At 37.4% G+C, this 20,204-nt stretch carries 16 protein-coding genes; 8 read left to right on the plus strand and 8 right to left on the minus strand.

What is annotated here, in order from left to right:
• Positions 1-80 precede the first annotated feature (80 nt).
• Positions 81-1,613, minus strand: coding sequence for a peroxidase, FMP-type (locus IW22_RS06555; RefSeq protein ID WP_034725152.1), 1,533 nt, complete (start codon positions 1,611-1,613; stop codon positions 81-83).
• Between the two features lie 725 nt (positions 1,614-2,338).
• Between IW22_RS06555 and IW22_RS23590 the strand changes: the two genes are divergently transcribed.
• From IW22_RS23590 to IW22_RS06580, 5 genes are read left to right on the plus strand one after another with little or no spacing between them, the layout of a single operon-like run.
• Entirely contained in the window at positions 2,339-3,334 is a 996-nt protein-coding gene (locus tag IW22_RS23590) for a trypsin-like peptidase domain-containing protein (protein ID WP_051891132.1), read from the plus strand.
• Positions 3,335-3,384: 50 nt separating this feature from the next.
• Positions 3,385-4,698 carry an amidohydrolase family protein gene (locus IW22_RS06565; protein WP_034725154.1) on the plus strand — a complete coding sequence of 438 codons (1,314 nt, stop codon included), beginning with the start codon at positions 3,385-3,387 and terminating at the stop codon, positions 4,696-4,698.
• 36 nt (positions 4,699-4,734) lie between these two features.
• On the plus strand, positions 4,735-5,481 hold the full coding sequence (locus IW22_RS06570) for a hypothetical protein (RefSeq protein WP_131401699.1): 747 nt from the start codon (positions 4,735-4,737) through the stop codon (positions 5,479-5,481).
• A gap of 30 nt (positions 5,482-5,511) precedes the next feature.
• Positions 5,512-6,567, plus strand: a complete 1,056-nt coding sequence (locus tag IW22_RS06575) for a hypothetical protein (protein WP_034725157.1) — start codon at positions 5,512-5,514, stop codon at positions 6,565-6,567.
• Between the two features lie 2 nt (positions 6,568-6,569).
• Complete coding sequence (locus IW22_RS06580; protein ID WP_034725159.1) at positions 6,570-9,266, plus strand: ATP-binding protein; 2,697 nt, start codon at positions 6,570-6,572, stop codon at positions 9,264-9,266.
• Positions 9,267-9,737: 471 nt separating this feature from the next.
• Here IW22_RS06580 and IW22_RS06585 read toward each other — a convergent pair whose 3' ends face one another.
• From IW22_RS06585 to IW22_RS06610, 6 genes are all read right to left on the minus strand, one after another.
• The gene (locus IW22_RS06585) at positions 9,738-10,136 is read right to left on the minus strand and encodes a hypothetical protein (protein ID WP_034725161.1); all 399 of its coding nucleotides are present in this window, start codon (positions 10,134-10,136) and stop codon (positions 9,738-9,740) included.
• A 58-nt stretch (positions 10,137-10,194) separates the two neighbouring features.
• Positions 10,195-10,944 (minus strand): LytR/AlgR family response regulator transcription factor, encoded by a 750-nt coding sequence (locus IW22_RS06590; protein ID WP_051891133.1) that lies wholly within the window; start codon positions 10,942-10,944, stop codon positions 10,195-10,197.
• A gap of 3 nt (positions 10,945-10,947) precedes the next feature.
• Positions 10,948-11,997 carry a sensor histidine kinase gene (locus IW22_RS06595; protein WP_034725163.1) on the minus strand — a complete coding sequence of 350 codons (1,050 nt, stop codon included), beginning with the start codon at positions 11,995-11,997 and terminating at the stop codon, positions 10,948-10,950.
• Between the two features lie 275 nt (positions 11,998-12,272).
• The gene (locus IW22_RS06600; protein ID WP_034725647.1) at positions 12,273-13,478 is read right to left on the minus strand and encodes an MFS transporter; all 1,206 of its coding nucleotides are present in this window, start codon (positions 13,476-13,478) and stop codon (positions 12,273-12,275) included.
• 93 nt (positions 13,479-13,571) lie between these two features.
• Positions 13,572-14,486 (minus strand): helix-turn-helix domain-containing protein, encoded by a 915-nt coding sequence (locus IW22_RS06605; RefSeq protein WP_034725165.1) that lies wholly within the window; start codon positions 14,484-14,486, stop codon positions 13,572-13,574.
• 772 nt (positions 14,487-15,258) lie between these two features.
• Positions 15,259-15,774, minus strand: coding sequence for a hypothetical protein (locus tag IW22_RS06610; protein ID WP_034725166.1), 516 nt, complete (start codon positions 15,772-15,774; stop codon positions 15,259-15,261).
• 117 nt (positions 15,775-15,891) lie between these two features.
• Between IW22_RS06610 and IW22_RS06615 the strand changes: the two genes are divergently transcribed.
• Entirely contained in the window at positions 15,892-17,346 is a 1,455-nt protein-coding gene (locus tag IW22_RS06615; protein WP_081873901.1) for a PLP-dependent aminotransferase family protein, read from the plus strand.
• A gap of 39 nt (positions 17,347-17,385) precedes the next feature.
• Here the strand turns inward: IW22_RS06615 and IW22_RS06620 are convergent, their stop codons facing one another.
• Positions 17,386-18,867: a M1 family aminopeptidase gene (locus tag IW22_RS06620; protein ID WP_034725167.1), complete on the minus strand. Its 1,482-nt coding sequence runs from the start codon at positions 18,865-18,867 to the stop codon at positions 17,386-17,388.
• Positions 18,868-19,070: 203 nt separating this feature from the next.
• Here IW22_RS06620 and IW22_RS06625 point away from each other — a divergent pair, with 203 nt between their 5' ends.
• Both IW22_RS06625 and IW22_RS06630 read left to right on the plus strand, forming a co-directional pair.
• Positions 19,071-19,430, plus strand: a complete 360-nt coding sequence (locus tag IW22_RS06625; RefSeq protein WP_034725168.1) for a hypothetical protein — start codon at positions 19,071-19,073, stop codon at positions 19,428-19,430.
• Between the two features lie 71 nt (positions 19,431-19,501).
• Positions 19,502-20,203: an ABC transporter ATP-binding protein gene (locus IW22_RS06630; RefSeq protein WP_034725169.1), complete on the plus strand. Its 702-nt coding sequence runs from the start codon at positions 19,502-19,504 to the stop codon at positions 20,201-20,203.
• The last annotated feature ends 1 nt before the right edge of the window (position 20,204 follow it).

Genomic DNA, 20,204 nt, shown 5'->3' on the forward strand with positions numbered 1-20,204 from the left:
TATATTTGGACTTGTTGTAATCGCCGGAGAAATAAAAAAAGAGGCAATAATTGGCCTCTTTTTTTCTGTTTTGAGTAATTCTATCCTTTATGATAAGGACACCCCGAAGCAGCATTAGCTGTTTCAACAGTACCTATAGTGGCAGGTTTACAGTCAAAGAACTGCTCTTCTATCACACGCCTCTGATCTTCAGGGATATCTTGTAATTTACGAAGTGTATTGACCTGGATGTGAGGCCAGCTTGTCGTTCCACCATCATTTCCGAAATCAAATTCGAAAAACACAATCTGCTCATATTGCAGTTGAAGAATTTCTTTTCCATCTTCAATCACAGTTTCAATCCACAGACGGAAATCCACTTCAACCGTAGGAACGAAACGATTCACAAAAGGGACATTTAAAATTCCTCCCTGAGCGCCGGTTTTCATTTTTGAGGACATCTGAACAAGGACATAGTTGACCACATTCTGTCCGCTTAAAGTATCTCTAAGACGTAAATCCGGTCGTACGGAATACGGATACAAATCATTGGCAAGAATTCGCTGTGTGTAAATTTTATTCGAACCTTTGTCATTATGATCGTTCAGTTTTTCATGAACCCAGGCTGGTGCCGGCTGATCCAGATCAATAGGATGTGTAGGACTTGCACCTGCTCCTCCCATGGTTTGCGAAATCGCAAGGTGATCCGTCTGCCACGCAGCATTACCGTATGGAAACTTTGGGGAACCGTTAATTAAGTAATTGTTACCGTCCGGAGCAATGTCTCCCAGTAAAGTAATTGTGCTGCCGTGAGGAATAACACCACTTCTGGAAATAGAGTAGTCAGGAATAAAGTAAGGACCTTTTATACCGTCTCCCGGCTTGAGCTCCTGAGCAGGAATAATCTCATAGTACTCCTGTCCCGGCTGAAGTTCGCTTAAAAGAATGTATTTTTTATGATTTTCATCCGCAGATATCTGAACCAGAGGCTCGTCTCTGTATTCTCCCGTATATCCGTAATTTTTAAAATCCTCATCAGAAAAAGCATGAATACCGCGGTCTTTCTCAATCGATTCTTTGGTAGCGGCATGATTGTAGACATCGCTCAGCCATAAATACATTCCGTTTTCCTCATGAATGCCGGCATATTGTAAACCGGGCTTTCCTTCTTCTTTATTAACGCTTTTTATGGTTTGCTCATATTTTACAGCCCCACAGAATAACTCACTGGCACCGCCACGGTTACGGACACCTCCGGCAACCAGAGAAAAGGTCAGCTTTTCGATATACTCTTCACAGTCGAAGCTGAATTTGCCGGGAATTGTTCCTGAATTTGTTCCTGGAGAAGGCATAATCGTTGTGTGTATTCCTCCTGCCAATGATGGTTTTCCTATATTTTGATTGTAATTAGCGTTGTAGCTTACCCAGGTGCCATCCAATGCTGCCAGTACCCCGTAATCTACATTGTTGGCGATGTCTTGGAGGTTTTCTTCCTTAAAGGGTAATACCGGATCATCAATGAGAAGTTTCGAATATCCGTCCATCACTTGGGCCAGAGTACCCTGATTTTCTCCTGAACTCTTACGGAGCAGCTCACTTCCTTTTTCAAGACTTTCTTTTTTACGTTTAAGCATGATATATCGTTTTTATGGTTATCAGTTAATGGGTTTTAAAATTGGATCTGGTAATCATTTTGAGGCAGAGGCAGACACTTCGAAATAATAATCGTCGTTGGGGAGATTGTATTCAAATCATTTCGTTAAAATTTGATGATTAAAGTGTCTTCAACATCTCATCTCGAGAAATCTGTATTTGTCAGAGTTTCCTGGATGCCGTTTTAGAGTCCATCTCCTTTTTGAGAAATGGAGGGTTGCTTTTTAAGTGATCCATAATTTTCAGTTTTTGTTTACTCAAAATTAATCAGAATGGGGTAGATGCCATTCAGTGTTTTTACTTAATTTCAATCTTGATATTTTGGACTATTTTCATGAAAAGCCTTGTGTGAAGTATTTTGGAGTTTTTTTATTTTCATGTAATTTAGAATTACTTTAAATAGAAATCTGAACTTGGAACGATTGAAATGTTTTTTTTAGAGACTGAAATTATAAATAATATGATGGTTCTTTCATGATAAATTCACCCGAAAGGGTAATGGTTAGGGATTGGGTTATGACTTAAATTTGTTAGAGAAAAGTTTTGTCAATTGTTTCTAAAGACCGATGAATCGTGTTTCAAATACAAATTTATTTATCTCATGGTGTTTTGTGAAAAGGTCTTTAAGTTTTTGATCCTGAGTTTGTTATTTTTGATAATATTTGCGTAAATTAGGTCAGCTAATAACTTTAAATTTAAAATTACCATGGAACTCAACCAACGATTAACCCAAATAATCGGGGACCTTGTTATTGAAGGAAACCTTGAAGAAGCCCTGCTGCTTTTGAAAGATAAATACTCGCATCTTTCAGATTCAATAGATACGATCATTATATTAAACCTTGCCAATTACAACTCATTGCAGTCCAGAATTGCAATGGGAATGATATCGCCTGATAATGCTAGGGTAGAGACCTCGATAATTAGTAATAATACGCTGAATCTGGCAAGGAGAACCATACCGAAAGCCATAGAGAGAAATAATAATTTAAAGGATATCTATCAATTTGAAAATGATGACCATCTTGAAAAAATCATCGGAGAAAAGAATAATCTGCTGAAAATTAAGTGGCTTGAACAAGGCATTATCGCGTCAAAAAGTGTCTGTCAGATCATAAGAGACGATGGTGATAAGGGAACAGGATTTGTTGTTGAAGGAGGATTTCTGATCACGAATTTTCATGTGCTGCCAACAGAAGAAAGAGCCGCTGCAGCAAAGATCATCTTCAATTATGAGGAAGATATAGCCGGTGTTCTTAAGAAATCAACAGAGTACTATCTGGAACCGAATACAATTATTAAAGATGCTGCATTAGACTATGCGCGTGTCAAAATAAAAGACAATCCTGATTTTCCGATAAGTGAATGGGGATTTCTGAAATTTGGAGATTCTTCCACTATTAGCAAAGAGGACAGTGTAGTCATTATTCAACATGCCCTTGGGGAAACAAAACAAATCGCTTCGGACGTTATTATAGGAAAATATAACGGTAAAATATATTACACAACCGATACCGAAAAAGGATCCAGCGGATCACCCGTATTTAATAAAGACTGGGAGGTCATTGCACTTCATCATGCCGGTAAAAGCGAGTCGGATGGCGGATATATTATTGATGATATAGGGACTAGAGCAGCTGCAAATGAAGGGATACCTATTAAGGAAATTATGAGTAATATAAAAGAACAATCGGAGAAGTAAGTGATGATGTAGATTATAAAAACTAAACCAAAACTAAAAACTTATATACCATGGACACTGAAACTTTTCTGAAAACTGCCAGAGAGCAGATTTCGGACAACCCATCCCATCGCCTTACCGAAAAGGCAAGAGTGGCACTGCTGGATAAAGACTGTCTCATTGACGTGCATACACACATTTTTGACAGAAAATGTATTACTATAGGATACCTTCTCCTGAAAATGGGAACCAGTCATTTAAAAGATCTTTTTAATCTTGAAGCATTTTCCGACAAAGACTCTCTTTTGAATAAGGAAGAAGAAGAAGTGTATCAGATGATGATGGAAAATAATCTGGATCATGAAGAAAAGTGGCAACAGATTAAACAGGAAATGGAAAAGGTTGTGGAGATCACAGACAGTTCTGAGTTCCTGAGCAATAAAATAAAAGATGCCTTCAGTATTGTCTTTAAAAAGAACAGTATGCTGGAAATTCTGGATTACTATATGAGTAATTTTTCTATAAATACGCTTGATTCTTATAAAGTGCATCCTATGGTACTGGGAGTACTGATGATGGACCTTGAAACAGGCTGGGGTAAAACGCCTAAGAAAAAATATCTTGAACAGATCAAAGAAATAAAAGAGATAACAGGAAAAAGAGCCATACTTCCATTTTTGGCCGTAGATCCCAGAAGATCTGATTTGGCAGACAGGGAAGAAAATTTATATGAACTTTTTCTCGAAGCATTTAAAGATCCTGTAACCTCTTTTTATGGAGTGAAATGTTACCCTTCCTTGGGATATCTTCCCAATGATGACCGCTTAGACCCTATTTTTCAGATCTGTGCAGAAAAAAATATCCCTGTACTTACCCATTGCGGAGGGGAAAGTGTTTCTACTTTTGACCGAAGCATAAGGGTAAAAGAGAATGGGAACTATAAAGATTTCCGCATCCCCGGGGATTCGAGGACTGAAAGAGCAAGGTATCTGAACGGGCCAGAACACTGGGAGCCTGTGCTCAGAAAATATAACACCCTTAAGCTTAATCTGGCTCATTTCAGTGGTAATTCTGACTGGGAGGAATATGAAAAAAAGGGATCGCACTCCAGAATTAATAAGATTAAAGAGATGCTTAAAAACCCATCGTGGAACGTGTTTGCCGACTTTTCTTATAATGTGGCAGATATGAAGACGTTTAACCGTTTTCAAAAAGAGCTTGACTCGGAGCCCGAGATAAGAGAAAAAGTAATGTTTGGTACCGATTATTGGGTGGTTATTCCTTCTGCAGATTTACTTGAAATGCAAAAGCAATTCTGTCTGCAAATGTCTGTCCATTTCGATCATTTACTAAGAAAAGTACCTCGGAAATATCTTTCTCTTTAACCTTACATCCACTGAATAACTAAAAAACTAAAAAACATGCAAAACTATAATGACTATTTGTCTCAGCTTGAACTGGCTGATGCGCCGCTATTGATGGATTCTGAATTTTTTGAAAGTCTTAGCTCTGAAAAATCAGATGACAGCGAGGCCGGATTCGTAGCTTATAAAGGACTGCAATCCTTTGCTGCAGGTGTTTCCGTACAAAACAGAGAAGATGTTTTAAATTCTCTTCTTCTGGCACAGAGGGCAGCCTCAAAATCTTTTCCGAATGAGAAAGATATTTTTAAATGGTATGAGAAATATTTTGAAGTGCTTGAAAATGTGGGATGGGTATTGGAAGGTAAAGACTTCAGTAAGTTTGCTTCTTCCCACAATAAATTTGATGTTCATAAAGCTCTTCTGGAGATATTGGGAGCAGCTGTGACGGCAGGACAGCTTGCTATTGTCATGAAAACTTTATCTGCCTTAAAGGATATGGCAGATCAGGATGGCCGGATTACATTTTTTGAAAGAAATACCCATACTTCACATAAAGGAAGCTTTCAGGTGGGCGTAGCTGATGAAGTAAACGGAACTGTTTCTCTTTCCGCAAATGCCTTTATTCTCTCTACCGAAACTACCATTACCAAAATACTTTTCTTTACTTCCGCCAGAAACGAAGCTGAACTTAACTACTGCCTTGCAAAAGCGACCTTGAATTCGAATGTGTATGCAACGTACAGGGAACAGATCATCGCTAAACTTACGGATAACAGCCAGTATATAGCAGATCTTGATATTTAAATTTATGGCTAACCAATTAAAAAATCTACTATGGAAACTATAATTAAGGGCGTAAGAGATTTTGTGGCAGGGAATGAAATCCAGATGGCACTGGATCTATGCAGTTCAAAATTGTTTTTATATCTTTCTGTGGCGCAGAAAGATAGCTTAACTTTGATGCATAGAGATTATCATGATATTTTGGGAAAACTGGCTGAGAATAGCATCAATTTTACAGATGCTCAGGTGGAAACAACAAAAATATCCAGAAGAATTCTCACGCTGTTGAATAAATTAGAAAGCGAGCCTGAAATAGCTTTTGAAAGATTCAATATTGAAAAAGCATTATTGATCAGAAGTTTTAATTATGCTTTTCTCGAAAGAACCAAATTTCGGCATGAGGTCATTTCCCACATCAGTACAAAGATTTCTAAAACATTATTAATAAATGGTGGACCTAAATCCGGAATATCCTATCTTGAACAGTTTCTGAGGCATTTTTCCGAAATCAATAATGATACAAATATTAAGATTATACCCATCAACATGGAAAAGATTCTTAATAGCCCGACTTCAGGGAAAAGCGCTAAAATTTTAGAAATTCTTTTTGCCAATATAGGAGAAGATCTTCCTGCTACAGGAGATGATATAAAATTTATCAGACTGGGAAATGCCCTGAGAGAGGTGGTTCATAATAATGAAATGTTTCCGATATTTTTCTTCCACGATTTTCATAAGGCTATGTTTATTCCCGAAGATGTATATCGTTTGATATATGAGCTCATTAATATTCCTACAAATTGTCTTTTTATATTTTCAGGATTAGAGTACAATTCCATTCCTAACTGGAATGATATAAGAAATTCCTGCAGATTTGATGAGATTTCCGCAAAGGATATTACAAAAGAAACGATAGTGGATTGTTTTTCAGTTATTTTCAATCAGTATGAAGAGAATATTATCAATTCTCTGGGAGGAAAGCACATACAGTGTGATGAATACTGTTCCCTTGTGTCGGAAAAAATATTTGTGGATGGAGAAGAGCTGGATATATGCAAAGTGGGAAATATAATAAATGATCACTTGTTTAACCTGAAAAAGTACTAATCATGAATACCCCAATAAATTTAGATCATCTTTTCAGTATTTCTGTTGATAAAGAAGGTTTTATATATGATGATGCTTTTAAAAAGGCTGCACTTCTGTACTATTTTAGTACAGCAGATCTTGAAGATTACCCGGCTGAAAAGATCGCTGAGGTTCTGGAAAGCTCATGTCCGTCTGATGAGTTAAAAACGCAATATCTGCTTAATGATCAGATCAGGATCAAAATAATAGCAGAAGAAGTAGAACACAATACCCTTCAGGAGACAGTTAACCGGCTTGGGATTGATTCCGAGCTGTCAAAGACGTTGATGAATGTGATGTATAATCCTGATTTTGATTATAAAACACTCTCAAATACTGAACTTTTTTATTTGATTAATTCCTTAAAAGCATTTCCAAATAGATTTAATGAAAACGAACTGAAAGCAGAATTAAATAAAAAATATTTTCTCCAGCAATTCGAAAAAATAACCCGGAACTTTGCAGGACGGTCTTCGGAGCTGGCAGAACTCAATGACTACGTCAACTGGCTTCCTTCCAGAACGCTGATAGGCAGAATTTCAAATACAATAAGAAATGTGATCAATTGGTATGATAAGCCCCCTTTGATCATACAGGGCGTAGGCGGAATAGGGAAGTCAGCTCTATTGTCAAAGTTTATTTTAGAACAGAATGTTCAAAAGGAGAAAAGGTCTCTTCCATTTATATATATTGATTTTGATTTACCGGGATTTAATATTAAAGAACCGCTTTCCATACTTATTGAGTCTCTGAGACAGCTTTCCATACAGTTTTATGAATACAAATATATATTTGATGATGTATCAGCCGTTATTTCCGGTGTTATCGAAAAAAATAATTTGAATGCAGGGCAAGATTCACAGTCCTTTAATTCTTCTATTTCATCTACAAGAAGTGTATTGTTTCATGAGCTGCAAACCCTGATAGGGCAGTACAGCCTGAAACTGGACGGGCTGGATTCTCCAATTCTTTTAGTTTTTGATTCCTTTGAAGAAATGCAGTTCCGTTCATCCCGTGATGAGATGAATAATTTTTTGAGTTTTATAAAGGAAATGTCAGAAAAGCTGCCGAGAATAAGACCTGTTTTCTCGGGACGTGCTGAATTGGAAGAGCAGTTAGATTATTTTAGTTTTCAGTTTTTGAGGATTAAAGATTTTGATAAAGAATCTGCAGTGGCCCTTTTATTAAAAAATGGAATAGAATCTACTCAAATAGCAGAAGAAATTTTTCGGATTTTCGGGGGAACACCACTCATGCTTCATATGGCTATGAATATGGTGAAAAATGACCCGGAAAGCCTTTATGACTTTTCTAAAATTAAAAATCAGAAAAGTGAATATCTGGTACAGCGGATTTTAGAGCATATTCATGATGAAAAAGTACAGAAAATAGCAGTTCCCGGTATGCTGATCAGACGAATTAGCCCTGAAATTATTAAAGAAGTTTTAGCAAAACCATGCGGGCTGGATGAGCATGAAGATACGGCGGAGATCTTTGAAAAACTCAAGAAAGAAACAATGCTTATTTCAAAATCTTCAAATAATGATGAAATTGTTTTCAGACCGGATCTCAGGATGGCTTGTGTACCGCTGATCAAGAATGACTATATTGTTTCGTCCCGACAAATTGAAGCCAATATTATCAATTATTATAAAACAAGAATAGATAAAGGGGTGCTTTTTGAAGCTGAATACTACTTCCATTTACTGAAAAAGGGAAGTATACCCTCACAGCTTACTGCAGATTTATATAGCAGGATAAGGAATTATATAGGGTATTCGTTTCAGGAATTTCCCAGAAATGTACAGGCATACCTGCATTCTCTGTTGAAAACAAAAGCATCAGATAGACTTGTCAATGCTATGAGCGATGAAGAATGGGAGGTATATTATTTAATGCTTCTGAAAACCGCACTTAATGGAGATCTGGCTTATCTCAGGATTTTAAATGAAGAAGTAGAATTGGGAAAGGACAGAATCCGGTCATCTTTTTCAGAGTTTATCATCTACCATGCCTTGTTGCATCAGAGGCTTGGAAAGTGGGATACTTCAACGGAGATGATTGATCAGTATATTAAGGGTAAAATCCCGCCTTTGAATGTCGTCGCCCAGCTCAATTTTATCAAATTACAGAATCTGGAATATCAGAATTCGTATGAGGCAGCTAAAGTTTTGTCAGAACATCTTTTAGAAAACAGGAATGAACTCCCGGACATGATGAAGAAAGCCATCACCATTCAATACAAACGGATTCATAAGAGGTTTCATTTACCTCAATCATTAGAAAGTATTTTGATTGATGAATTGGAGGATACCATTCTGGAGAGAGGACTGGATAAAACTGAATTGAATGAAAACGAATTTCAGTATACCAATTGGAATTTTATTTTGGCAGACTATGTACCGGGTAATACTTTATTTAAGCCATCCGACTTATTTAATGAACAGGAAATGGAACTGAGGTCTTTTATAGAAAAAGAAAGGATTTCATCGAACCTGGATGCACAAAATTTTGATAAGCTGGAAATTATATGCAATCATATCTTAGGTATATATACCCAGTCTTTATCACTTACAGGCGAGTACGAAGTGGTGATAAAAGATTTCTTATATGCATTGGAGATTAAAAACATTAAGCTTGATTTCAATCAGCTGTATGAGCTCTTTAAGCGAACTTAGAACGGGTTGTGTCGTAGCTTACACCTTTTGATTGTCAGTTTTTATTGATCTGTAAAGGGAGCATGGAAGATATTCTATGCTCCCTTTTTGTGAAGTTTAAACATCTTATTTGTGAAAACACAAAATCCGGAGCCACAAAAGCTCCGGATCAAAAAACATTGGATAAAAAGGATAAAACGACTATTTTAAATTGGTGTTGTTAAGAGTCAAGATCCAAGATCCAAGAGTCAAGATTCTGGATTTCAGATATGTTTCGGGATACGAGTTCCGAGATTCGAACCAGGAAATTTCAAATGTCAACCAGCAACTACGCTACTCTCAAACCTGTACCAATATTTTACCCTTCCGACTGTATATTACAGCGGTTTATGGTACTAAAAACGGTAAAAAATGATATGATTTATGAGTAGGTTTTTGCAATCTCTTGCAGGGGAATCATCAGTTGAGAAACCTGATGAATAGGGGAGTGACTTACTTGTATTTGATAAAAGTAGCCAGTACTTTTTTAGTTTTGATATTAGAAGTTATGGATCCGCCACTGTACGTATTTTTTTTACTGCCGTTTTTCATGCTTCCAAAATCACTTGTCGAGCTTCCTGTAACTTCTTCCGTAAGCTTCATGATAACACCGTCTGCTCCTTGTGCTTTGCCCAGTTCAATGACTTTCTGCTGTACGGCATTTAAGGAATTAAATCCCTGACCGACATCTGTTGTTCCCATCACTTCATGCTCTTTTTTTACATCTGCGGCATCAAAATATACATCTACATTCTGCGTCGGTGAATAGGTCTTTCCGAAATAAGAAGGGGTACATGATGTAGCTGCAGCCAGTGCAAAGATTCCAATAGATTGGATGAATAATTTTTTCATTGTTTTTGATTTGTAAATTAAAATTGTTAGATTTTTATATAGTTGGTTATTAATTGATTTATCGGATGGGATCAATGGGTCCGGGCTCTTCTCTGCCTTTATTGGTCAGTACTTTGTCCATCATCAGGGCCATAAAAGTGTCACGGTAGGTTTGCCCGATCGGGATCTGGTTTTTCGTAAACTCCAACTGTACCATATTCCCCTGAATCATGATGATAAACGGAACAGCTATGATAAAAGATTTATGGATCCGTTTGAAACGGTCTGTAGGCAGTTTTTCTTCCAGGCCTCCGATATTCAGAAGAGCCATGATCTGCTCACCGTCTTTGGTATGAAAACATATATACTTCCCTTTTCCTTCAATATAGATAATGTCATTGATTTTGATTTTCAGTAGCTTGCCTTTGTACTCAGTTTTGACAAGGATAAAATCTTCTGTTTCCGTTTTAGGGGCCGAAGTTGTTTCCTGTGCCCGCTGTACAGCCATAAGGAACCTTGGGAAAAAGATAGGTTTCAGCAGATAATCCACTACATGATGATCAAATCCGTCGAGGGCATATTCTCTGAAAGCGGTGGTGAGAATCACTTTATACCGGTCGTTCAATACTTTAAGCAATTCGATTCCTGACATTCCCGGCATTTGGATATCCAGGAAAACAAGGTCAACTTCTGTGCTGTTCAGCAGCTGTAATGCTTCCGCAGGATTGGTGGCAGTACCCACAAGCTTCAGAAACGGAGTCTGCTCAATATGCAGTGTCAGCAGTTCTATGGCGTGAGCCTCATCGTCTACAACAATACAGTTCATCATAATTTATAGATTAATGATAATTTCGTTTAAATAATAATTCTCATCTTCTTTGATGGTAAAAGAATGCTTGATCCCATACATCAGTTGCAGTCGCTGCTGCACATTGTTCAGACCGATTCCCTTGGAAGGTTCTTTGGGGCCTGTTTTCTTTTTATTGCTCACGAGAAAGCAGATTTTACTTTTTGTAGCAATCAATTCAATGGATACCTGATTTTTATCGTCATTCAGATCACCGTGTTTAAAAGCATTTTCCACAAGGGTAACGAAAGCCAGGACAGGTATGAAGGCATCGCTCTCCTGAACATCTTCATAATATTTAATTTTCAGGTTATGACTGAACCGGATCTGGTTCATCTCAATCACTTTTTTCATATGTTCGACTTCCAGCGCCAGAGGAACCGTTCCCAGTTCTCCCCAGTCATCAAGCGCATAACTCATAATTTCAGAAAGAAGATGTACGGCATGAGCGGCTTCCGGACTGTTTCTAAGGGTTTTCGTATAAATAAAACTCAGTGAATTAAATAAGAAATGAGGATTGATCTGATATTTGATCGCAGCAAGCTCTGCCCTGAGTTTTTCCTTTTCCAGTTCCTCTTTGTGCTTCCGCATTTCATTAGATGTAATGAGTGTAGCCACAAAATAAGAGATGAGTATAATAAAGCAGTCCAGAACGGCAGCGCTGATAAGAAATACTTTGGGTGAAACATAGCTGCTGCTCGAAGGATCTGTTTTTGATATTGTAAAATTCCATAGATATTCATAAGCGGTAAGTGCTACAAAAAGCAGAATACACCGGAGAAGAAAGTTTTTCCAATTTCTGTTCCTGATGAATGGGATGATCAGATGGTAGATCATGATATAATAAACAATAGTTCCTTTAATAATAGTGTGAATAAAATTGACATACAGCTGAGTTCCCGTTCCGAATTGCTTCATGGTGGTCTCAAGTCCTTGCAGTCTTACAAGAAACAGAAATACCGCGATATTCCATGCCGTGTACAACATGAGGATGACCAGAATCTGCTTCCATTGTTTTTTGACCTTCTCTAACATTTAATTCCCTGCTTTTGTTTAATGATTTGGTTTTGTTATATTTATGATTGAGGATTTTTCTATAAATAATACTTAATCGCTTATTAAAATTACAACAATTCTCTTTTTGACACTGCAATATTAGTTCTTATGGTAACAATGCTAAAATATATTCCACCAATAGCTGTATTGGTGGTATCAATCATGGGATTGTAGTAACTTTATAGATTTAATGAAGAAATGACTGGAATGAACTCAGATATTGAGCAATAGTAAAGACATAAAAAAAGCAGAGATCAACTCTCTGCCTGTTCTTTTTTAACCGCCTGATGCATGACGAGAATAATTCCCAAAAGCACAATGGCAATCGCCAGATAACGCCAGGCCAGACCATCCTGTTCTGTGACGTTTCCACTGACTGATATAATAAAGCTTGTAATAGACGTAATCACATACACCAAACCACCCATCAGTCCTCCTGCTGTTCCTGCATTTTTCGGAAAATACAGCATACTCGTTGTGAAAAACGACGTAAACAGAATTCCGGAACAGATATGAATGAAAAATGCGAATGGAACCATGATATACAGACTTTCTGCGTAGAAGCTGGTGGCAATCAGTCCGGCAATTAAAACCAGTTGCAAAATAATAGGCTGAAGAATTCTTGCTTTAAATTCCAGTTTGAGCCTTCGCTTTCCTATAAATCCTCCGATCATCCACGAAAATCCTAAGATCAGCGTACAATATCCTATCACTACAGGAGTAAAGTGAAATGTGTTTTCAATAATAAAAGGTCCCGTCAGATTGAAAAGCATAACAATAGAATAACTCAGTCCTAAAATAATGATCCCCAGCATAAAGATCCTGTTTTTCAGCATCATTTTGTAAAGACTGATGTTCTCGGAAAGATTAAGTTTCTTTTTCTCCGGTAAGCTTTCACCACTGAAAAACCATTCAAACAGGAATAAAGCACCTGCATAAAAGGCTAGGAAATAAAAATTCGCATGCCAGTTAAACAGTTTTTCAAGATATCCGCCCAGGAAAGGAGCCAGAATAGGCCCACACGACCAGACAATCGTGAAATAGCTCAGATAATGCTTTACTTTTTCCGAGTCGTAAAGGTCTACAAAAATAGCACGGGTAGCCACAACCAGTACGGAAACCGCAGCTCCCTGAAGGATACGCAATAGGCAGATCAACAGAATACTGTCCGTCATAGTAATCAAAAGACTGCTGATAATCAATAGGAAAAGGGCGATCAGCTTAGGACGGTAACGCCCGATGCTGTCCAGGATTCCTCCTACAAAGAGTTGGGAGATCCCGTAACTCAAAAGGTAAGACGTTAAAGTAATCTGAATATCCTTTTCGGAAACCTGCAGTTCTTTGGCCATCGAGGGAAATGAAGGTAAATAAATATCTGTGACAAACCCGGAAAGCGGGATCGACACAAAGGCCATAATGGTGATTAATCTGATTCTTTTTTCAGATGCTTCTTTCAACAACATATTCGTTCGTTATTTTACTATGCAAAAATAGACTAAGAAATGAGCGTTTCAATTTAAAAAGACAAAGTAAAAATTACAAAAATCAAAGATTTAGTATGCGTTTTTAAATTTCAACGGAGAAACCTCAGCATGTTTTTTAAAGAAGTTATTAAAATGGGAAGGCTGATCAAATCCCAATGTGTATCCGATCTCCGCAATATCCCAGTTGGTGTATTTCAGTAAATTTTTAGATTCCTCAAATACCCTTTCTTTAATGATTTGCGTTGTGGTCAACTGTGTCACTGATTTTACCGAGGAATTCAAATGATTAACATGTACATTAAGATGTTCTGCAAAGTCTGAAGCTGTTTTCAGAGCCAAAGGATAAGCCGGGGAATCCAATGGAAACTGTTTGTTCAAAAGCTCATCAAATAAGCGGTACAGGCGGATATTGGCCGGAAGTTCGTGAGGATTAATATCATCCACACGGATCTCCAGAGCGAGATGCATCAGAGAAGCAAGATGACTTTTAATACTGCCGCACCGGAAAGGATATGCTGAATTATTAAGTTTGTACATCTGCTCAAAATAAAGAGTCGCCAGCTGAGTCTGCTCATCCGTCAAAAAAATAATTGGCTTGCTCCATTCTTTGAATAGTGAAGTCTTTTTAAACAGATTGAATTCAGAATTTTCATTAAAAAACTCTTGATTAAACAGGCAGAAATAGCCTTCCTGAAGATCTCCGTCACATTCCCAGGAATACGGAATATTAGGTGAAGGAAAAAAGAGGGCAGGGCGGTCAATATACAGCTCATGTGATCCATACTGGAAAGTGCCTTTTCCCAGAATAAAACTTACTTTATAATAGTCACGGCGGTTGTACGGGCTTTTAAAGCCGCAGTATTTCCGCATGGAAACATTGAAATGCGACTTTCCGGTTTCAAAATCATCGGAATCGAACATTTTCATCTGATTCTTTCTGAGACGTCTGTAATAATCTTCAATAGTTTCCAGCTGATCACTCATGATTTTATAAATTATAAAAATCAAAGATACGTAAACTGTAATGAATCCGGATTCATTTTCTGTGAGGTAATGATAATTGACAAAATAGTTTTTCTCAATTTTGTTAAACCTGTGGGGAATTAAAATATATAAACCACAAAAGTCACAAAAGTTTTTTTAACCCTTTTAGTTTTATAAAGTTTAAAATCCTACTGCAAAGAAGTTCACTTAAGTTTTGTAAAAAAAATCAAAGATTTTTATATTGACGAATAGAAAATATGCTCAAACATCTGTGCAAATTTGTGCAATCTGTGGTTGAAAAAACACAAAGCCACAAAATCATTTTTGATTTATTTGATCCGCGAGAGATTAAAAAAATTGAACCATTAAGCTTCTTTAAGTTTTTAAGAATATTAAGTTTGAGCTTTGCTTTAAGGAAACGGCTTATAAAAAATCATTTGATTTTTCCTTAACTATCCTTATCATCTTATTTGATCTTAATGTTTAAAAAATCCTGAATCAAATCAGTATGATCTCATTAATCCATGAGAATAAAAAAATAAAACCACAAAAGTCACAAAAGTTTTTTGAAGCATTTAAAGTTTAGAATCGTACTGCACAGAGGTTCACTTAAGTTTTGTAAAAAATCAGAGATTTTTATTTGGATTATAAAAAATCTGCCTAATTCGTTTGATCCGCGACAGATTAAAAAATAAAACCACAAAAAATTTTTACATCCTTTGTGGTTTAAAAAAATAATAGTGTCAAAATATTTTAAAGAGCAGAAAAATATCTAACCTCTGCTGATTTCGAATTTTAATATTTGAGAAGGAAGCTTAAACGGCCCCGCCACAGCATCCTCCACAACAGAAAATCCTGATTCTTTTAAAAACGGCAAAAGTGGATCATGTGTCATCATATTGATCCAGATGATATCCGTAAAACTGGCTGCTGATCTGCTTTTTTTCCAAAGTGATTCCCTGATTTCCTGTGAATCAAAATCCGGGAGGATTACAAAACTTATTTCTGTTGCTTTTTTTTCTTCCGGAAGGGCAGGATGGCTCAATCCGCTTCTGATAATACTGTAACCTGCTGGTTTATCATCTGCATACGTAATGATCAATTGATTAGACAGATCATTCAGGTCATTGATCATTTTTCTGGGATCAATATCGGTTTTAATATATTTTTTGATGTCCTCCTCAGGAACCAGTTCCCTGTGTAGGGCATAGACTGAAGAATCGATAATGGTTATAAGATCAGAAATTCCCTCCTCAGAACCCACTGTAAATTTTGAAATTACATTCATGAATCTTTTTTATTCAAAATTAGAGGATTATTGGATTCGAAAGGGATACAGTTTTCATTAATTTAATCAGTACAGTTGTTTATTTTGTAAATTTGTTCAGTACAGTGTAATGAAAGAATGATGCGGTCCTATAAATATGAAATTTTTACATCGGTTATTGAAGGGCAGATCAGAAATAGGATTTTGCTGAAAGGAGAACGTCTGCCTTCCGTAAGGGAGATCAAAAGCAGATATCAACTCAGTACAAGCTCAGTTCAAAGTGGTTTTGAATATCTGATGATGAAAGGATTGATAGAAAGCAGTCCGCGTTCAGGTTATTTCGTATCCTCTATCGAAGAAGATCGTATTTCACAAGTCAGAACAGATCTGATTCCTGTTGTGAGAGATGCCGTATTTGCAAAAAATGTGATGCTGACCTCGGCCCGAAACAAACCCTCTGAATCCAGTTCTTTCCATATGGCAGCGCCGGGAGATCTTCTGATTCCACAAAAACTGATCCTCAGAACCATGCAGGAAGTGATCCGCGAAAAAGGTGCTGCATTGTTACGTTATTATCCTTCAAACGGTTTGTACGAATTAAGAAAACAGATTTCCATTCAGATGGCAGGTCATGGATGTGTATTTAATCCTGATGAACTGATCATTACAGACGGAGCACTGCAGGCATTGACCATTGCTTTAAGAGCGGTAACCGATCCCGGAGATATCGTAGCTGTCGAAAGTCCGTGTGTGTTTTCGGTTTTGGAGGCTGTAGCGAATTTGGGTCTTAAAATAATCGAAATTCCAGTACATTACGAAAATGGCTTTGACACAGATTATTTCAGGAAAGTCTGTACTTCAAATGATATAAAAGCTGTAGTCGTAACACCCAATTTTCACAACCCGACAGGTATCTTAATGAGTGATAATGCTAAAAAAGAGCTGTTGGCCGTCGCATCTATGCATCAGATTCCAATTATTGAAAATGATATCTACAGCGATCTTTACTTTGGTGGTAAAAGGCCACGCTGCATCAAAAGCTTTGATGATTCAGGACTGGTGATGACCTATTCTTCCTTTTCAAAAACGCTGGCGCCGGGCATTCGTTTAGGCTGGTTACATACCGGACGTTTCTATGCCCGCTCGGAAAGGGCAAGATTTGTCCTAGGAAGATCAGTTTCTCCCATTTATCAGGAATTGATGCTGAAGCTTCTTCAGGGAACTGGCTATGAAAGGCATCTTCGGTCATTCCGCAAGCAGCTGAACAGGCAGGCTATTGAGCTATTAGATGCTTTACGCCATTACTTTCCTAAAGATTCCTATTTTCATAATCCCGAAGGAGGATACAGTATCTGGGGAAAGCTACCGGAAGGAACTGATATGAAGAAATTCTTCGATTATTGTGATAAAAACAGAATCCTGTTCACACCCGGAAATACGTTTTCATTAACCGATGAGTACAGCCACCATTTCCGGATCGTTTTTGCAGACCGGATCACATCTGAAAGTCTGGCATTGCTGGAAAATGCGGGTAAAAAAGCAAAGGAGCTGCTTGAAGAAAGGAAGCGGGAAGGTGGGAGCGGGAAGTCCTGAAAGCCGGCAAAACCCATCTCTGTCTTTTGGCTTGACCCATTATAAAATATATTTCACTTCTTTATTTTTATCCGTCTGAAGCTGTGGAATGCCGTCTGTTGTTTTAAACTCAAAACCATCGATCCATTTTTCATTGGCCAGATCAATGTCTTCACCGCTCAGGATATGTTTTTGGAAAAAGTAAGACAGGTCTTTATCCAGATACTTTTGGACAAGATCAAGAAACATTTCATCTGTAAACTTCACCTTTTTCTCTGTACAGGTTTTTAAAAGTTCCTGCATCAGGTCGTCTAGAGATTTTTTATGACCGTTTTTGATCATGATCTGGTTATCCAGCCAGAAAGCGAAGATAGAACCTCTTCGGTACGGAACCTTTTCTACGTTCCTGCTTTTCCAGAATTCATCTTTTATTTTGTAATTCGGGATGTTTCGCTGCGGATTTTTCCAATGGCTTTTAATCACTTCTTCATTGAAAAGTTTCAGCCATTCTTCGGATGAAATATCTTTGATTCTAAGTCTGTTTTTATAGGTGTAATAATCTGTAAACCCTTCACTGAACCAGTAATTGAGTTCTTCATGCTGGTTTTTGATTCTGTTTCCAATCCAGTCATGCATCAGCTCATGATGGAGAAGATAGAGGTAAGAATTTTTATTGTTAAACGGATTGTTGGTTCCCTGGATCATAAAAGCATTTTTTATCGCTGAACCGTTGGTGCTGTAGCCTTTAAATAAACTGTCTTTTTGAGAAACGGTCGGGCTCATGATCACGGTAAAATAATCCTGATCGTAATCTTTCCAGAAATCCCGCTGCGACTGTACCGCTTTTTTAAGGTTGGAAAAAAGGAAGTTATCGGAGAATCCGTTATTCCATTCTTCCCTTATTGCAAAATAGACGGGCTTGTCATGAATTTTAAAATCATAGATCCGGTAATCTCCGCCTACAAAAAGGGAATGATAAAAGCCTTCCCAAAGCACTGTTTTGATCTTTTGTTTTTTAATCTGGCTTGCAAAAGTATTGTGTATTTTGAAATCTTCAGGAAAACCAATCCACTCAATCGAAAATTCAAATTCATGGTCATCCGGCATTTCTGTGAATGTTTTGGGAACGATAAATAAGTTCTTTCCCATAATGTGGAAAAAATGGTCCTTCACTTTGGGGCGGTTGAAAATACGGTGGTTCGGATCTTTGAAATCTTGTTTGATGTGATACACAAAAGAAACTTTTCTGCTGTCTTTGTGCCGGACCTTTATTTCATCATTGTCCGGCTTTGTTTCGAAACGGATACCGGGATTGTCTTCTTTCAGTAGCATTACACTTTTAAATAGGTCTTTCTCGCCCCAGTTTTCATTACGGTAATAGAAATCAGTCGTTTCCGAAGATTTTTTCTGAGTATAATCCACCTGAATTTTTAAACCGTTCTGTTCGAGGTTTTCATCATAATAGACTTTATAGCTGATCTTATTTTGTGAAAAGATGTACAACGGAATGAAAAGCAATATAAAAAATAGCGGTCTGATCATATTTCAGGATGATTAAAAGTGTTTCTAAGAATAGGACAATCCAAATATATTATTTCTTACATCAAGTGCCGTTTTTTGGAACGAGAAAGAGATCAAACAGTTTTATTCCTTGAAAAATTTTGAAATTGATCCTGGTAAAACCTGATGTTAATTAAATATTTTTTAATTTCGCAGCATTCAAGTTCAATCAGCAAATCTATCTATTGAGAGTCACCAAGCATTTTAAAAACTTTCTGACGGCAATTTTTATTGCTGTGTATGCCTTTGCTGTTTCTCCGGCGGAATATCTCCACCATCATTTTCTTCACAGCCAGAATGCAGGAAATTCTTTTCAGCAGACAAAAGGGGAGAATGGAAAAATTTTCAAAAAGGCCTTTTCATCATGTGACACCAAGTGCCCCATCTGCCACCATAAATTGCTAGGTGAAGGTGGAATCGGAAAGATTTACACGGCTGTTTTTTCTGTGTCAAAAATCACGGGAAAGATCTTCTCTTCTCCCGAATTTCTATTTTCTTACACTCTTTTTTCCCTTTCAGACAGAGGCCCACCGGCTGTATTATGATTTTTAAATATCCCATGCCTGCTTTTGCGGGCTGAACTTTTTTTAATTATTTAATTACATAATATATTTTCATGTCAATATTACAAGCGATTGAGCTTAGTAAGCAGTACAATAATGTCACTGCGCTAAGTGGACTCAATATATCCGTACAAAAAGGAGAGATTTTCTGTCTGCTCGGACAAAACGGAGCCGGCAAAACCACAACCATCAATATATTTTTAGGTTTCTTAAAAGCAAGTTCCGGACAGGCTCTCATTAAAGGAGTTCCGGTGGAAGTTAATGGAGAAACGACTAAAAAGTTCACGGCTTATATTCCTGAAGTGGTGCAGCTGTATCCTAATCTTACAGGAATTGAAAACTTAGATTTTTTCAGTCAGATGGCGGGTTTCAGATATTCCAAAGAAGAACTGGGAATGTTGCTGGAAAACACAAGCCTTCAGAAAGAGGCTCATCATAAAAAGCTGGCTGCCTATTCCAAAGGGATGCGTCAGAAAGTGGCTATTGCCATCGCTGTTGCGAAAAGTGCGGACCTCATTTTAATGGACGAACCCACTTCAGGACTCGATCCGAAAGCCACTGCAGAATTCACCAGAATCTGTAAAGAACTTGCTGCCAAAGGGAAAACCATCATCATGGCTACGCACGATATTTTCAATGCAGTGAATGTGGGAACCCGTATCGGCATTATGAAAGAAGGAAGACTGGTTCATACCCTTGATGCCAAATCTGTGACAGCAGACGAGCTGCAGAAGATTTATCTGGAAACCATTTAAG

Source organism: Chryseobacterium sp. JM1 (genome assembly GCF_000737715.1).
Taxonomy (GTDB): domain Bacteria; phylum Bacteroidota; class Bacteroidia; order Flavobacteriales; family Weeksellaceae; genus Chryseobacterium.

Coding starts and splice junctions, on each gene's coding strand:
- IW22_RS06555 (WP_034725152.1), bottom strand. CDS start 1,613: ATGCTTAAACGTAAAAAAGAAAGTCTTGAAAAAGGAAGTGAGCTGCTC.
- IW22_RS06615 (WP_081873901.1), top strand. CDS start 15,892: ATGATGCGGTCCTATAAATATGAAATTTTTACATCGGTTATTGAAGGG.
- IW22_RS06585 (WP_034725161.1), bottom strand. CDS start 10,136: ATGAAAAAATTATTCATCCAATCTATTGGAATCTTTGCACTGGCTGCA.
- IW22_RS06590 (WP_051891133.1), bottom strand. CDS start 10,944: ATGATGAACTGTATTGTTGTAGACGATGAGGCTCACGCCATAGAACTG.
- IW22_RS06580 (WP_034725159.1), top strand. CDS start 6,570: ATGAATACCCCAATAAATTTAGATCATCTTTTCAGTATTTCTGTTGAT.
- IW22_RS06605 (WP_034725165.1), bottom strand. CDS start 14,486: ATGAGTGATCAGCTGGAAACTATTGAAGATTATTACAGACGTCTCAGA.
- IW22_RS23590 (WP_051891132.1), top strand. CDS start 2,339: ATGGAACTCAACCAACGATTAACCCAAATAATCGGGGACCTTGTTATT.
- IW22_RS06565 (WP_034725154.1), top strand. CDS start 3,385: ATGGACACTGAAACTTTTCTGAAAACTGCCAGAGAGCAGATTTCGGAC.
- IW22_RS06575 (WP_034725157.1), top strand. CDS start 5,512: ATGGAAACTATAATTAAGGGCGTAAGAGATTTTGTGGCAGGGAATGAA.
- IW22_RS06610 (WP_034725166.1), bottom strand. CDS start 15,774: ATGAATGTAATTTCAAAATTTACAGTGGGTTCTGAGGAGGGAATTTCT.
- IW22_RS06630 (WP_034725169.1), top strand. CDS start 19,502: ATGTCAATATTACAAGCGATTGAGCTTAGTAAGCAGTACAATAATGTC.
- IW22_RS06595 (WP_034725163.1), bottom strand. CDS start 11,997: ATGTTAGAGAAGGTCAAAAAACAATGGAAGCAGATTCTGGTCATCCTC.
- IW22_RS06620 (WP_034725167.1), bottom strand. CDS start 18,867: ATGATCAGACCGCTATTTTTTATATTGCTTTTCATTCCGTTGTACATC.
- IW22_RS06570 (WP_131401699.1), top strand. CDS start 4,735: ATGCAAAACTATAATGACTATTTGTCTCAGCTTGAACTGGCTGATGCG.